Source organism: Bacteroides sp. HPS0048, assembly GCF_964240755.1.
Taxonomy (GTDB): Bacteria; Bacteroidota; Bacteroidia; order Bacteroidales; family Bacteroidaceae; genus Bacteroides; species Bacteroides nordii.
Genome location: NZ_CAXSVC010000002.1, coordinates 236467 through 252264, shown reverse-complemented (window position 1 = coordinate 252264; position 15798 = coordinate 236467). Strand labels below are relative to the sequence as shown.

Annotated in this window: 10 protein-coding genes and 2 pseudogenes; 9 read left to right on the top strand and 3 right to left on the bottom strand. The window is 50.0% G+C overall.

The window, feature by feature from the left end; translation table 11 throughout:
* The first annotated feature begins 14 nt into the window (after positions 1–14).
* The 3 genes and pseudogenes from ACESQI_RS02490 (at position 15) to ACESQI_RS02480 (ending at position 2400) form a co-directional block, all read left to right on the top strand.
* Positions 15–1823, top strand: coding sequence for a reverse transcriptase domain-containing protein (locus ACESQI_RS02490; protein ID WP_005809278.1), 1809 nt, complete (start codon positions 15–17; stop codon positions 1821–1823).
* Positions 1824–1935: 112 nt separating this feature from the next.
* Positions 1936–2025 (top strand): annotated as a pseudogene (locus ACESQI_RS02485) (integrase); the annotation flags it as partial.
* Between the two features lie 12 nt (positions 2026–2037).
* On the top strand, positions 2038–2400 hold the full coding sequence (locus tag ACESQI_RS02480) for a hypothetical protein (RefSeq protein ID WP_005809276.1): 363 nt from the start codon (positions 2038–2040) through the stop codon (positions 2398–2400).
* Between the two features lie 107 nt (positions 2401–2507).
* On the opposite strand, the gene ACESQI_RS02475 is transcribed toward ACESQI_RS02480, so the two are convergent.
* The 3 genes from ACESQI_RS02475 to ACESQI_RS02465 are packed head-to-tail and all read right to left on the bottom strand — an operon-like array spanning position 2508 to position 4206.
* Complete coding sequence (locus tag ACESQI_RS02475) at positions 2508–3521, bottom strand: DUF2971 domain-containing protein (protein ID WP_005809274.1); 1014 nt, start codon at positions 3519–3521, stop codon at positions 2508–2510.
* A gap of 55 nt (positions 3522–3576) precedes the next feature.
* A complete protein-coding gene (locus tag ACESQI_RS02470) occupies positions 3577–3882 on the bottom strand; it encodes a helix-turn-helix domain-containing protein (RefSeq protein ID WP_032538125.1) in 306 nt (101 codons plus the stop codon).
* A 30-nt stretch (positions 3883–3912) separates the two neighbouring features.
* The gene (locus ACESQI_RS02465) at positions 3913–4206 is read right to left on the bottom strand and encodes a helix-turn-helix domain-containing protein (protein WP_023056835.1); all 294 of its coding nucleotides are present in this window, start codon (positions 4204–4206) and stop codon (positions 3913–3915) included.
* Between the two features lie 207 nt (positions 4207–4413).
* On the opposite strand from ACESQI_RS02465, the gene ACESQI_RS02460 reads away from it, so the two are divergent.
* From ACESQI_RS02460 to ACESQI_RS02435, 6 genes and pseudogenes are all read left to right on the top strand, one after another.
* On the top strand, positions 4414–4773 hold the full coding sequence (locus tag ACESQI_RS02460; RefSeq protein ID WP_032538124.1) for a helix-turn-helix domain-containing protein: 360 nt from the start codon (positions 4414–4416) through the stop codon (positions 4771–4773).
* 3 nt (positions 4774–4776) lie between these two features.
* On the top strand, positions 4777–5127 hold the full coding sequence (locus ACESQI_RS02455) for a helix-turn-helix domain-containing protein (protein ID WP_032538123.1): 351 nt from the start codon (positions 4777–4779) through the stop codon (positions 5125–5127).
* Between the two features lie 20 nt (positions 5128–5147).
* A complete protein-coding gene (locus tag ACESQI_RS02450; RefSeq protein ID WP_005809263.1) occupies positions 5148–6749 on the top strand; it encodes a DUF3945 domain-containing protein in 1602 nt (533 codons plus the stop codon).
* A gap of 55 nt (positions 6750–6804) precedes the next feature.
* A complete protein-coding gene (locus ACESQI_RS02445; protein WP_373125393.1) occupies positions 6805–8895 on the top strand; it encodes a DNA topoisomerase in 2091 nt (696 codons plus the stop codon).
* A 166-nt stretch (positions 8896–9061) separates the two neighbouring features.
* The gene (locus ACESQI_RS02440; protein ID WP_005809257.1) at positions 9062–9514 is read left to right on the top strand and encodes a DUF1896 domain-containing protein; all 453 of its coding nucleotides are present in this window, start codon (positions 9062–9064) and stop codon (positions 9512–9514) included.
* Positions 9504–15165 (top strand): annotated as a pseudogene (locus tag ACESQI_RS02435) (N-6 DNA methylase); the annotation flags it as partial. The gene ACESQI_RS02440 and the pseudogene ACESQI_RS02435, both read left to right, overlap by 11 nt.
* Between the last annotated feature and the right edge of the window lie 633 nt (positions 15166–15798).

The following is a 15798-nucleotide window of genomic DNA, read 5'->3' as shown; positions in this document are numbered from 1 at the left end:
AACGTGAGAGACGTATGAGAAATCCCGAGCACGTATTAAACATTTTAGCTGAACACAGCAACGAGTCAAGTTACAAATACGAAAGACTCTATCGTATCCTGTTCAATGAGCAGATGTTCTTAGTAGCATATCAGCGCATCCATGCAAAACCAGGCAATATGACACCTGGTACTGATAGACAAACGGAGGACGGCATGAGCATTGACAAGGTACACGCATTAATAGACAGCCTCAAAAGCGAAGTCTATAGCCCTAAACCAGCAAGGAGGGTTTATATACCGAAGAAGAGCGGAAAGTTACGTCCGCTCGGTATCCCTACGTTTGCAGATAAATTAGTGCAAGAGGTAGTGAGAATGGTACTGGAAGCCATATATGAAGGATATTTTGAATGGACCTCACATGGTTTCAGACCACACAAAAGCTGCCACACGGCACTGAAAAGTCTACAGAATAATTTCAACGGAACAAAGTGGTTCATAGAGGGAGACATAAAAAGTTTCTTTGACAACATCAACCATGACGTGATGATAGAAATTCTAAGAGAACGCATATCTGACGAGCGTTTTCTTCGGTTAATACGTAAATTTCTCAACGCTGGATATTTGGAAGAATGGCATTTCAATAAAACTTATTCGGGCACGCCTCAAGGTGGAATTATCAGCCCAATATTGGCTAATATTTATCTGGACAAGTTCGACAAGTATATGGAGAAGTATGCACAAGATTTCCATAAGGGCAAAGTTAGACATCGCAACAAGGACATCGGCAAACTGAACAACCGTGTTTATTATCTAAAGAAGAGAATCAAGGAAGTGACGGATGTTGATATATTGGAAGCAATGCGAGAGGAACTTCGTAGTAAGCAACAGCAAATACTGACCATGCCGAGCGGTAACGATATGGATGAGAATTTCCGTAGATTGAAATATGTACGCTACGCTGATGATTTCCTTATAGGGGTCATTGGAAATAAAGCAGAGTGCGAGAAAATCAAGGCTGATGTTACACAATTTATGCAAGAGAAGCTAAAGTTGGAGATGTCGCAAGAAAAGACCTTGATAACCAACGCACAAGATTGTGCAAAATTTCTCGGCTATGAAATATCAGTCCGTAAAGATTACACAACGCAGAAAAATGCAAGACGAGAAACTCGTAGACATCGTAATGGTAATGTGATACTACACGTATCACGAGAAGTGATAAAGAAGAAGTTACTGAGTCTTGAAGCCATGAATGTGAAAACACGAAATGGCAAAGAGGTGTGGATGTCTAAAGGTAGAACATACCTGATAGACAATGAGCCACAAGATATAGTAGCACGTTTCAACACAGAAATCAGAGGATTCTACAACTACTACTCCATTGCAAACAATGCATCGGCTCTTGGGCGTTCTTTTGGATGTATCATGAAGTTCAGTATGCTAAAGACATTTGCGCAAAAACTTAACAGCTCCGTTAGAACCATAGCAAACAAGTATCGTGAAGACGATAAATTTGTGGTGTGGTACACGGACAAGAAAGGCGAACGCAAACCAAGAGTATTCTACAATGAGGGCTTCAAGCGTATTACCGACTTGGGAACTCAAAAATGTGACAACTTACCCTACTTGTTCAACACTCCAACCATGAGTCTAATCGAAAGACTGACTGCAAATAAGTGTGAGTTATGCGGAAAAGAAGGAAATGTTGTCTCACACCATGTCAGAAAACTCTCGGCTTTGAGAGGTAAAACCGAATGGGAACGAAAAATGCTCAAAATGCATAGAAAGTCTTTAATTGTTTGCGTTGAATGTCATAATATGATTCATGCGAAGAATAGCTGAAATGCCGTTATGGGCGGAGAGCCGTATACATGGAGACGTGTAAGTACGGTTCGGAGGCAGGCTGTCGGAAACCTACCACCGAAAGGTGGAACGGCGCCGACTGCCGAGCCTACAAATAACCAAAGAGAAGCTCAATCAAGACATGGAGAACCTTGCCGCGAGATTGAACCAAATCGAAGAATTTGCAGGTCGTACCATCTAAAACAGAGAAGCCATGAAACGTGACATAATCATCATTGAGGACAAGGCGGTCAGCGTAACCGGTAACGATGTATGGATGACCGCCGGAGAAATCGCCAGACTGTTCCACACGGGTGTCCCGGCAGTGAACGCCGCCATCAAAGCCATCCTCAAAACGGACGTGCTGAACGACTACGAGGCATGCCGCTACATCCAACTTGAAAACGGTCTGTATGCGGATGTTTACTCGCTTGAGATAATCATCCCCGTCACCTTTCGGCTGAGCACATACCATGCCCATCTTTTCCGCCGCTGGCTGATGGACAAGGCACTTGCAAAAGACAAGCATACCGCCTACATGTTATTCGTACATAGCGGAAAAGGCGGTTACTGCTGAAAAGACGATGAAAATCAATTAAAAACGGACAACCATCAAGCTGTCCGTTTTAACTTTAAAATAGTCAATTTTGAATATACAAATTATGTGCTAAAGAATATGAGGTATCAAAATTGAGATGGCTTATATAACATCTCATACTTTAACGAGCCACAATCAATGTACATATCATATTCCGCAATTCCTTTTTCTTGTGCTATATAATGCAAAGTTTTCTTGTGGATGTTTGAAATTCTCTCTCCATAATAGATTGCTTTAGGAACAATTTTCAGGCTTGTTGCACGAGAATGTGCGGCAGGTTGTTTCTCTGAATGAATAATACGCCATTCATTTTCATATTCCCACTGTGTGGATTTGTGAATAGCCATTTTCAAATGCGATAGTGAATCTATATTTTTAACATCCAGCCCCAAGCTCTTTGCTATATACCATTGAATAAAACTATTTGCATCAAAGCGGTTATTATCATATATAACAGGCAAGATACAACAATTCATTTCTCCTTGTTCTAATAAGAACCTTAAATCATATTCCAATGCAAACCCTTCATGATTTTGGGCATAGTGACTCCACATTATAACAGAATCTATGCTTTCACTTAAACATGCTATTGTAGATACGACCTTTAATGTATCCCCCATTTTTAATAGGATTTCTTTCAATATGTTTTCCATTACAACACTAAAAAGAGCTAATGTCAATGGATTTATGCCGTTACACGATATTACCTGTTTTTTTAAACCTGTCAAATTGTTTCTTCCGAAAAATTGGATTACACTTGGAGGAAATTCGAAATCTTTAGTTTCAAGTATCTGTTTGAATTGTTCAAGAAATTCTTCTGTACAACAAGCTCTCATTTGCTCTTGAATATTATCCAAACTATAATAAACAAGAGTGTCATAGGGGTCATTAAACTTATCAGCAGTAACAGCATAAACCAGATCCTTGTCAAAAGCATCAAGGTTTAATGTTGAACAACTCCTATATCTATACAGTTTTTGTGGCAACATTGACATCAATGCTGCACTTATAGGATAGATTCGGGATTTTATGTCCTCTTGCTCAATTCCTTCAGGAATTATTGTGGATTCTAACAATTTTGCAAATTCACTCCGAAGCATAATGGTATTCGTTTTAACCACAAAGGTACGCATTTTATTCCGGAATGTCAGGACATTACTCCATCGGTTTGCGGTAATTCGCCTCCAGCAGTTCACGCAATCCCGATTCGGGGTAAAGCACCTTCCCGCCTAAAAGGATAAAGGGCAACACTCTGTTGTTACGGTATTCCTGCAAGGTACGGCGGCTCACACGGAGCAACTCCGCCACCTCCCTGTCCGTCAGGTAACGTTCCCCGTCCAGCGGTGGACGGTAGTTTTCCAAAAATGCAGAGAGCCATTTAGAGCCTTTGCGCATATTCTGCACCACGGTGGCAAGCGGCTCGTCCTCCAGTGTAAAAACATCGTTGTTCTCGTTCATCATAACTTTGGATTCAGTGGGTGAATAATAAGATTACCTGCCGCCGGGATAGAGCGTACCGATAAGCGGAATCAGCCTCCTAACTTCTTCCGGCTTGTAATAGAACCTGCGGTTTATCTGCGAGTAGCCGATAAGCCGCTTGTCGCGCAACGTCTGCAACGTGCGCGGGCTGATTCTCAACTGCCCGCAGACTTCCTCGCCCGTGAGCCATCTTTCCAACCGCCCGCCGTCGCTCTTGCGCCTCAGGGCGGCAACCTTCTCCGAGAGGGCGTTGAAGGACGCCACCATCATCTCGAAGGTCTTTTTCTCGATAGATACAATTTCCATATTCAAAACATTTCAGGTTTGCCGCAAAGGTAACGCCATCCTCATGAACGCATATCGTTTCCCGCTGAAAGGCTGTATGTTGCGCCGTCTGTCCGGGTAATGGAGCCATTTCCAATAAAAATCTTACGTGAGACACGTAGTGAGCTGTTAAAGCCCCTTTTGTTTATTGCCGAATTTTGCCGCAGAAACCAAAAGAAAGGACTGAATATGAAAGTAATAACGATGGAAAGTTCCGCTTTCACCGCATTGACGGAACAGATAGCCGAGATAGCGGCACACGTGCGTGCCGTTTCCGGCGAAAGAAAGGAAAAATCCGCAGACAGGTTGCTCACCACCCGTGAGGCGGCGCACCTGTTGAATGTGAGTACCCGCACCCTCCAGCGTATGCGTAACGAGCATCGCATCGGCTATGTAGTGCTGCGCGGCAAATGCCGCTACCGACAGTCTGAAATCGACCGCCTGCTTGCGGACTGCACCGTCATGGAAGACGCGGCGACACCGACGGAACTGAAACGCAACCATACGCTACGCACGGGCGGCGGCAAACCCAAAAGAAGGAGGACGTGACATATGGAACTGCTTACCCGAAACAATTTTGAGAGCTGGATGCGGAAGCTGATGGAACGGCTCGACCGTCAGGACGAACTGCTGCTGTCCTTGCAGCCGTCCGGCAAAGCCCCGAACCCGATGGAGCGTATCAGGATGTTCGACAACCAAGACCTCTGTATGCTGCTCCAGATAAGCAAGCGTACCCTGCAACGCTACCGCAGCATCGGCGCGTTGCCGTACAAGACGCTCGGCAAAAAGACCTATTACAGCGAAGAGGACGTGCTGACGTTCCTTTCCGGACACGTAAAGGACTTCAAAAAGGAAGATATAGCCTTCTACAAGGCTCGTATCCATAATTTCTTTCAAAAATAACCCATTAAAACATTTTTCAAATGGCAAAGAAAAAAAGCGAAAAGGACGTGCTGATAGTCCGTGATGAGAAGACGGGCGAGATCAGCGTGGTAGCCGGGCTGGATGCCGACGGTTCCCCCAAGCGCACCCCCGCGAAAGCGGAGAACGCGCAGAGTTTCCTGCAATTCGACCGCCACGGCGACGTGCTGGACAACTTCTTCAAAAACTTCTTCCGGCAGTGCAAGGAACCCAGCCGCTTCGGTTTCTACCGTGTCGCGGCAGACCAAGCCGACAAACTGATGGAGGTGATGAAAGACCTGCTGAAAGACCCCGAAGCCAACAAGGAACTGCTTGCGCCCCACAAGGTGGACACTTCCGGCTACGAAAAGCAGGTGAAGGAAGAACAGACCGCCGGAAAGACGGAGCAGACGGAACAAAAGCAGGAAGAGCAGCCCAAAGAAACCCCAAAACAGGAAGAAATGGAAAAGAAGCAGGAACAGAATCAGGAAGGCCCGCAACAACAGACGCAAGGCAGACGGGGCTACCAGCCCATTGACGAGAGCAAAATCAACTGGCAGGAGCTGGAAGAGAAATGGGGCGTGAAACGTGACGACCTTGAAAAGTCCGGCGACCTTCAGAAGATGCTCAACTACGGCAAGTCCGATTTGGTGAAAGTGTCGCCCAAGTTCGGCGGCGAGGCTTTCGAGCTGGATGCCCGCCTTTCCTTCAAGAAAGACGGTGAAGGCAATGTCAGCCTCGTGCCGCATTTCATCCGCAAGGAGCAGAAACTCGACGAGTACAAGGAACACAAGTTCTCCGACGAAGACCGTAAGAACCTGCGCGAAACGGGCAACCTCGGCAGGGTCGTGGACATCGTGGACAGGGAAACGGGTGAAATCATCCCCTCGTTCATCAGCATAGACCGCAAGACGAATGAAATCACAGACATACCAGCAAACAAGGTACGCATACCGGAGCGCATCGGAAAGACGGAAATCACCAAACAGGAACAGGATATGTTGCGTGCCGGGCTGCCCGTGCGCGACAAGCTCATCGAGCGTAACGACGGCAGGAAGTTCGTCACCACCCTCCAAGTGAATGTAGAGCAGCGAGGCGTGGAGTTCGTACCGGGAACCGGCAGGTCGCCCCGTACCGCCCAGACGCAGGAAGCCAAGAACAATCCCACGCAGGGACAGGCTCAGGGCATGGAAAACTCCGCAGCCCCACAGAAAGAGCAACGCCGCAACACGTGGACGAACGCCGACGGCAGCATCCGCCCCATCAGCAAATGGAGCGGTGTGAACTTCACCGACCAGCAGAAAGCCGATTACGCGGCAGGCAAAGCCATCAAACTGGAGAACGTGACCGACAAGCAAGGCTTCCACGCCACGATGTACATCAAGTTCAACCCGGAGAAGGGACGTCCGTACCGCTACGACACCAACCCCGACAACGCGCAGAAGGTCGCCCCGTCCAACGAGAGCCGCACACAGGTGGCGGTGAACAGCGAAGGAAAGACCAACGAGGCGACCAAGAACCTGAAAGAGCCGTTGCTGAAAGGGCAGACCGCTCCGAAAGACGACAAACAGCAAAAGCAGCAGGAAAAGCCTCAGAAGAAAAACAACAAGGGCATGAAGATGTAACATCCCGTGTCCGCCACTAAATCCAAAGTAATAATCCATTAAAAAGTAAAACAGCATGAAGACAATCATTGCAGAAAAGCCATCCGTGGCACGTGAAATCGCCCGCATCGTAGGCGCGACAAAGAGAGAGGAAGGATATTTCGAGGGAGGCGGCTATGCCGTGACATGGGCGTTCGGACACCTCGTCCAGCTTGCCATGCCCGACGGCTACGGCATACGCGGCTTCGTCCGTGACAACCTGCCCGTCATTCCCGAAACCTTCACGCTCATTCCCCGTCAGGAAAAGACAGAGAAGGGCTACAAACCCGACAGCGGCGTGGTGTCGCAGATAAAAATCATCGCCCGTCTTTTCAAGGAAAGCGAGCAGATCATTGTGGCGACCGATGCAGGACGCGAAGGTGAGCTTATCTTCAGATACCTCTACCATTATATCGGATGTACCACGCCTTTCGTGCGCCTCTGGATAAGTTCGCTCACCGATAAGGCTATCCGCGAGGGGTTGCGTAACCTCGAAGCGGGCGACAAATACGACAACCTCTACCTTGCCGCCAAAGCACGGAGCGAATCCGACTGGCTTGTGGGCATCAACGGCACGCAGGCACTCTCCATCGCAGCCGGACACGGCACATATTCCGTCGGACGGGTGCAGACACCCACGCTGGCGATGGTGTGCGCTCGCTATTGGGAAAACCGCCGTTTCACGGTGGAACCTTTCTGGCAGCTCCATATCGCCGCAGACACAGGCGACGGCGAAGTGGTGAAACTCTCATCTTCCAAGAAATGGAAAGAGAAAGAACCTGCCACAGCACTATATAATAAGGTAAAGGAAGCCGGCTTTGCCACTGTCACAAAAGCCGAACGTAAAGAGAAGATAGAGGAAACTCCGCTCCTGTATGACCTGACCACGCTCCAGAAGGAAGCCAACGCCAAGCACGGCTTCACGGCGGAACAGACGCTTGAAATCGCACAGAAGCTCTACGAGAAGAAACTCATCACCTATCCGAGAACCGGAAGCCGCTACATACCCGAAGACGTGTTCGCGGAAATCCCCAAGCTGCTCGCCTTCGTTACCGGACTTCCCGAATGGGCGGGCGAAGTAGGTGTCCCCGTCACGCCTACACGCCGCAGCGTGGACGGCGGCAAGGTAACAGACCACCATGCTTTGCTCGTCACTGGCGAGAAACCGCTGTTCCTCTCTAAAGAGGACAATATCATCTATCAGATGATAGCCGGACGCATGATCGAGGCTTTCTCTGAAAAATGCGTCAAGGATACCGCCACCGTCATGGCAGAGTGTGCCGGAGTGGAATTTATGGCAAAAGGCAGCATCATCAAACAAGCCGGGTGGCGTGCGGTCTATGGCGAGGAAGAGAAAGAGGAAACCATCATCCCTGGCTGGCAGGAAGGCGACACGCTGACACTGAAAGCTGCCTCCATCACTGAGGGCAAGACCAAGCCCAAACCGCTGCATACCGAAGCCACCCTGCTGTCCGCTATGGAAACGGCAGGCAAGGAGATTGAGGACGATGCGCTGCGTCAGGCTTTGAAGGACTGCGGCATCGGCACGCCTGCTACCCGTGCAGCGATTATCGAAACGCTTTTCAAACGGAGGTACATGGAACGCTGCAAGAAGTCGCTTGTACCCACCGAAAAGGGGCTTGCCCTCTATTCGGTCGTGAAGACGATGCGCATCGCTGACGTTGCCATGACGGGCGAATGGGAAAAGGAGCTGGCACGCATTGAGCGCGGGGAACTGCCTGCCGATACCTTCCGCAAGGAGATAGAGGCGTACACGCGGGAAATTACCTCCGAACTGCTCTCGTGCGACAAGCTGTTCGCCCGCAGGGATTCCGACTGCAAGTGTCCCAAGTGCGGAACGGGCAGTATGCAGTTCTACGGCAAGGTCGTCCGCTGCGACAACACAGAGTGCGGGCTGCCCGTGTTCCGTCTGAAGGCAAACCGTACCCTCACCGATGACGAGATCAAAGACCTGCTCACTGACGGACACACGAAGCTGCTCAAAGGCTTCAAGAGCAAGCAGGGCAAGAGCTTCGATGCCGTGGTTGCCTTTGACGGGGACTACAACACGACTTTCGTGTTCCCCGAAAGGAAAACGATCAAGAAATTTTCAGGACGGAAGAAATAGTATTAACTTTGCCACTGATTCAGAGTAATGAACTGTTCTTCGATACCGGATTACACTCATACTTTGGACTTAGTGGTGGCACTCGGAGGGATACCGAGTGCCTTTTCTTTCTCCTTTCAGACAATTATCCCGGTCATGATTTACCAATCCACTAAATTCCAAAGTAATGAACAACAAGAAGAAAAACGAGGGGCAAACCGACTTTTCCTACTACGGGCTGTACCTGCTGGACTATCTCAGAACGAACAAATTTGAACAAGCGACCGACGAAGCCTTCATCCGTGAACGCGCCGACCGTGCCGCCGAAACGTATGAATGGGCAAGGCTTGAAGGCTATCCCGCCGATGGTGCGCAGGAACTGGCGATGCGCACGCTGCTGGAGGGGCTTCACTACTCCAAGTACGCCATCCTCCGCGAAGTCGTAGAGAACGAGTTTTCCGATGACGTGCCGGAAGCGAAGCATGAATCCTTTACCCGAAAACTGCTGCCGCTTGTCGGGAATGTATTCTCCATTTATGACCTCTCGGACGACAATTTCGCCCTGTCGCCCGATTACGACCTGCTCTACACGGAGCTGACAGGGGCTGTCGTCCTTTATATAGAGGAATATGGCGTTTAACCGCAAACAAAGGTTGCGGGACAACATCGAGGCGATACGGACTGCATTCGTCCTTGACAGGGAACAACGCACCCCCACCGCACGCGAAAGGCTCTTGTTGGAGCGTTATTGCGGTTTCGGCGGTCTGAAATGTATTCTGAACCCTGCAAGGGAACTGACGGATGCCGTCCACTGGGCGAAATCCGACCTCGAACTGTTTGCCCCTACCGTGGAACTACACAAGTTACTACGGGAGAATACAAAAGACGATACGGAGTATAAACGGTACATGGATGCCATGAAGCAATCCGTCCTGACCGCTTTCTATACTCCACCGGAGATAACAGGCACTATTGCGGATGTGCTACATAAACACGGCATACGTCCCGACCGGGTACTGGAACCGTCGGCAGGCGTTGGCGCATTTGTGGATGCCGTATTAGAGAACAAGCCGGACGCGGACATCATGGCTTTTGAGAAAGACCTGATGACGGGCAAGATATTGAGACACCTGCATTCCGACCAGAAAGTAAGGATACAGGGGTACGAGAAAATTGAAAAGCCGTTCATGAACCATTTTGATCTGGCTATCTCCAATATCCCGTTTGGCGATGTGGCGGTGTTCGACCCGGAATTTACCAACAGCCATGACGTGGCAAGACGGTCGGCATCCAAGACGATACACAACTATTTCTTTCTGAAAAGCCTTGATGCGGTGCGTGAAGGCGGAATCGTGGCGTTCATTACCTCGCAGGGGGTGTTGGATGCCCCGACCAATGCGCCCATACGCGAGTATATGATGAACCACGCCAATCTGGTTGGTGTTGCCCGTCTGCCGAACAACCTCTTTACGGAAAATGCGGGTACGGAGGTGGGCAGTGATTTGATTATTCTGCAAAAGAACAGCGGAAAGAACGGGGAACTGTATTATAATGAGAAACTTTTTGTGCAAACAGAACAGACCCCTATCGGCACTTCCGTAAATGGGTATGTATGGAGCATCGGTTCGCTTTCCCACACGGATTTAACCAAAAGTACCGACCCTTACGGAAAGCCTGCCTATAAGCTCATGCACAGAGGCGATACCGTACAACTGGCGGAAGACTTACGGGAACATCTGAAAATAGAACTGCACCAACTCAACAGGGAACTCTACGAAAGACATAGCCTGCATCCGACGCAAACGGAAAGTACGGATAAAAGTATGAATGTGGAAGTACAGCCGTCTCCGAAAGTAGAAGCGGTGACTTCTACCGCTAATGTTTTTATCACAGAAGCGGAGAAACCGAAAGTTCAACCCATAGACGAGAAGCCGGAGATTGAGCCACGCCAGACGAATCATTCAAATGCCGTTCAGCTCACTCTGCTTGACCTTTGGGGTATGCCCATAGAAGAACCTGCCAAAAAGAAAAAGGCAACCAAAAAGGAAAACAAGGCAAAGCGTATACCATCCAAACCGAAGCCGCCGGTTATGGCTGCACCTCCTGTTGAATCCGTCAAGCCTGCAACCGAAAGCAAGGAGGCAAAGCCGGAAAATGCAGAGAAGCAAGGCGACCCAGAAGATATTTATGCCACTTTGGACTGGGAAACCAATCCGCCCATTAATGGCTTCTATGAAACAATGATGAGCCTGACACCGGAACGGCGCAAGGCTCTACGGCTTGAAGCGGAACGGCACAGACAGGAACAACTGAAAAAGTTGGGTGTCAAGGACACGCTGAATCCAGCCTTTGTGCCTTCGTCGGGTAACCAAGCGGAGCAAAAGGAAGCAGCAAAACAACCCAAAGCACAGCCGGAAGCAACTCCCGTTCCTGTTACGGACAATAGCCAAAGTGAGAAAGCAACCACTTCACTATTCTCTGAATTTGAAACGGAAAAGCCGAAGGAGGAAGTACCCGACCTTACGCCGCGTCCCTATCACCGCACGCCGGAAATGCACCTGCGTGAAGGTTCGCTGGTGGCAAACAGGGCACGCGACATCGGTTATCTGAAAGACATCACGCCATACGGGGCGACATTCCAGCCGCTCGACCTGAAAGGATACCAGAAGGAAAAGGCGTTGTTGTATGTGTCGCTGCGTGACGCCTACGAGCGTCTGTACCGTTATGAATCGCTCCGGCGCGAGGCAAATGTTCCGTGGCGAGAGCATCTGAATACCTGTTACGATGAGTTTGTCATGCGCTACGGCAACCTCAACGCCAAGCAGAACGTGAAGTTAGTGATGATGGATGCGGGCGGGCGCGACATCCTTTCGCTGGAACGGATGGAAAACGGAAAGTTCGTCAAGGCGGACATCTTCGAGCATCCTGTTTCCTTCGCGGTGGAGAGCCATGCCAACGTAGGCTCTCCCGAAGAAGCCCTGTCTGCGTCGCTCAACAAATATGGTACGGTCAATCTCGACTATATGCGGGAGATAACCGACAGCACGGCGGAGGATTTGCTCACTGCCCTGCAAGGGCGCATCTACTACAATCCGCTCGTGACCGGTTACGAAATCAAAGACCGTTTCATCGCCGGAAATGTCATAGAGAAAGCGGAACGCATAGAGGCATGGATGGGTGACAATCCCGAAAATGAGCGTATGCCGGAGGTGAAGCAGGCGTTGGAGGCTCTGAAAGATGCCGAGCCGCAGCGCATCGCCTTCGAGGATCTGGACTTCAATTTCGGGGAACGCTGGATTCCGACGGGTGTCTATGCCGCCTACATGAGCCGGCTGTTCGACACGGAGGTGAAAATCGCCTATTCCGCAAGCATGGACGAGTTTTCGGTGGTGTGCGGCTACCGCACCATGAAAATCACGGACGAGTTTCTGGTGAAGGGGTATTACCGGAACTATGACGGTATGCACCTCCTAAAACACGCCCTGCACAACACCTGCCCTGACATGATGAAGTCCATCGGCAAGGACGAGCATGGCAACGACATCAAGATGCGCGACAGCGAGGGAATACAACTCGCCAACGCCAAGATTGACGAGATACGAAACGGCTTCTCCGAATGGCTCGAAGAGCAGTCGCCGCAGTTCAAGGAGCGGCTTGTGACGATGTATAACCGCAAGTTCAACTGTTTCGTGCGCCCGCGCTACGACGGCTCCCATCAGACCTTTCCCGACCTCAACCTGAAAGGGCTGGCAAGCCGGGGTATCAAGAGCGTCTATCCCTCACAGATGGATTGCGTCTGGATGTTGAAACAGAACGGCGGCGGAATTTGCGACCACGAGGTGGGAACCGGTAAGACGCTGATAATGTGCATCGCCGCGCATGAGATGAAGCGTCTGAATTTGGCACACAAGCCGATGATTATCGGGCTGAAAGCCAACGTTGCGGAGATTGCAGCCACCTATCAGGCGGCATATCCCAACGCACGTATTCTGTACGCTTCGGAGAAGGACTTTTCGACCGCCAACCGTGTGCGCTTCTTCAATAATATAAAGAACAACGACTACGATTGCGTCATCATGTCGCACGACCAGTTCGGCAAGATACCGCAGTCGCCGGAATTGCAGCAGCGCATCCTGCAAGCAGAGCTTGACACGGTGGAGGAAAACCTCGAAGTGCTACGGCAGCAGGGAAAGAACGTGTCGCGGGCGATGCTGAAAGGATTGGAGAAGCGCAAGCACAACCTTGAAGCGAAGCTGGAGAAGGTGGAACACGCCATAAAGTCACGCACGGACGACGTGGTGGATTTCAAGCAGATGGGCATCGACCACATCTTCATAGATGAGAGCCACCAGTTCAAGAATCTGACTTTCAACACGCGCCACGACCGTGTGGCGGGATTGGGAAACAGCGAGGGAAGCCAGAAGGCACTTAACATGCTCTTTGCCATACGCACCATACAGGAGCGCACAGGAAAAGACTTGGGTGCGACCTTCCTCTCCGGCACGACTATCAGCAACTCACTGACTGAATTGTACCTGCTGTTCAAGTACCTGCGCCCGAAGGAGCTGGAACGGCAGGACATAAGGTGTTTCGACGCTTGGGCGGCGATATTTGCCAAGAAGACGACGGATTTTGAATTTAACGTGACGAACAATGTGGTCCAGAAGGAGCGTTTCCGCTACTTCATCAAAGTGCCGGAGCTTGCCGCCTTCTATAATGAAATCACGGACTACCGCACGGCGGAGGATGTGGGCGTTGACCGTCCTGCCAAGAACGAGATACTGCACCATATACCGCCCACGCCGGAACAGGAGGACTTCATACAGAAACTGATGCAGTTCGCCAAGACGGGCGATGCCACCTTGTTGGGCAGGCTGCCGCTTTCGGAAACGGAAGAAAAGGCGAAGATGCTCATCGCCACGGACTATGCCCGGAAAATGGCACTCGACATGCGCATGATAGACCCGCATTACGAAGACCACCCCGACAACAAGGCGAGCCACTGTGCCAAAATAATCGCGGAGTATTATCAAAAATACGACGCGCAGAAAGGCACGCAGTTCGTTTTCTCTGACTTGGGGACTTACCAGCCGGGCGATGGGTGGAACGTCTATTCGGAAATCAAGCGCAAACTGACGGAGGACTACGGCATACCGCCAAGCGAGGTGCGCTTCATTCAGGAGTGCAAGACCGACAAGGCGCGGAAGGCGGTGATAGACGCCATGAACGCCGGGACGGTGCGTGTGCTGTTCGGCTCCACCTCCATGCTCGGAACGGGTGTGAACGCACAGAAACGGTGTGTGGCAATTCATCATCTTGATACGCCGTGGCGACCGTCCGACCTGCAACAGCGTGACGGACGGGGAGTTAGAGCAGGCAACGAGATAGCCAAGCATTTCGCCGGGAACAACGTGGACGTAATAATCTACGCGGTGGAAAAATCACTGGACAGTTACAAGTTCAACCTCCTGCACTGCAAGCAGACTTTCATCAGCCAGCTTAAAAGCGGTGCTATGGAAGCGCGTACCATCGACGAGGGGGCAATGGACGAGAAATCGGGCATGAACTTCTCGGAATATATGGCGTTGCTATCCGGCAACACCGACCTGCTGGACAAGGCGAAACTGGAAAAACGTATCGCCTCGCTCGAAGGGGAACGCAAGTCGTTCAACAAGGGCAAGCGTGATTCGGAGTTCAAGCTGGAATCGAAGACCCGCGAGCTGGGCAACAACACAGCTTTCATAGATGCCATGACGGAGGACTGGAACCGCTTCCTCTCTGTGGTGCAGACCGACAAGGAGGGCAATCACCTTAATATAATAAAGGTGGACGGAGTGGATTCCGCCGATGAGAAAGTCATCGGAAAGCGTTTGCAGGAGATAGCCAAGAATGCCACGACCGGAGGGTTGTACACGCAGGTTGGAGAGTTTTACGGTTTCCCGATAAAGGTGGTCAGCGAAAGGATACTCAAAGAGGGATTGGAGTTTACCGACAACCGCTTCGTGGTCGAGGGGAACTACAAGTACACCTACAACAACGGGCATCTGGCGCTGGCTGACCCGTTGGCCGCCGCCCGCAACTTCCTCAACGCGATTGAGAGAATCCCCTCCATCATCGACCAGTATAAAGCGAAGAATGAGGTCTTGGAACGTGAGATACCGCAGTTGCAGGAGATAGCAGGCAAGGTGTGGAAGAAGGAGGAAGAACTGAAACAGTTGAAGTCCGAACTTGCCGCCCTTGACCGCAAGATACAGCTGGAACTTGCGCCGCCTACACCCGAAATCACCGAAAAGGAGCATGAAGGGCAACAGGTCAAACCGGAAGCGAAAGGTGTGCGAAACGGTATCAGGCAATATCCCGAAGATACATCACCGCAAATACGCAATCCATCGGAAAGTATTATCGCCAATCACACCATAACTGGGCATCCGGGGCTGTATGCCAAGGAGGAAACCCGGTCCAAAGGATTGAAAATATAACCTTAGGAATTTTATCTGAAGTATTAATAAGGGCTATCCCAAAAGGTCTAAAAGTAAATTTTATCCTTTCTGCAAGTATCTGTAGGATGGCAACTGCATTTTTTTTCTTTTTGGGCAGCCCTTATTAAAATTTATTCTTATTTTAGGTTATATACATTCATGTCCATTTATGTAAAAAATCCTGCTGACCTTGTTTATGTCTTGTCAGTCACCATTTGCAAAACCATATTTGACCCTCAAAGAGGCTGAATTTGATAAGCAACTTGCTACATACTCATAATAAGGAGCTAAATAGAACACGAATGGGAAATACTCAAATGCCAAACTAAAGAAGATATTGGCCAAAATAAACGTTATACCGAGAGAGAAACTTGATTTTTTTCAACTTCCTAAAACGTTGTTGTTCAAACATTTCTACTTATTTGTACTTACCAGTTGAACCTAC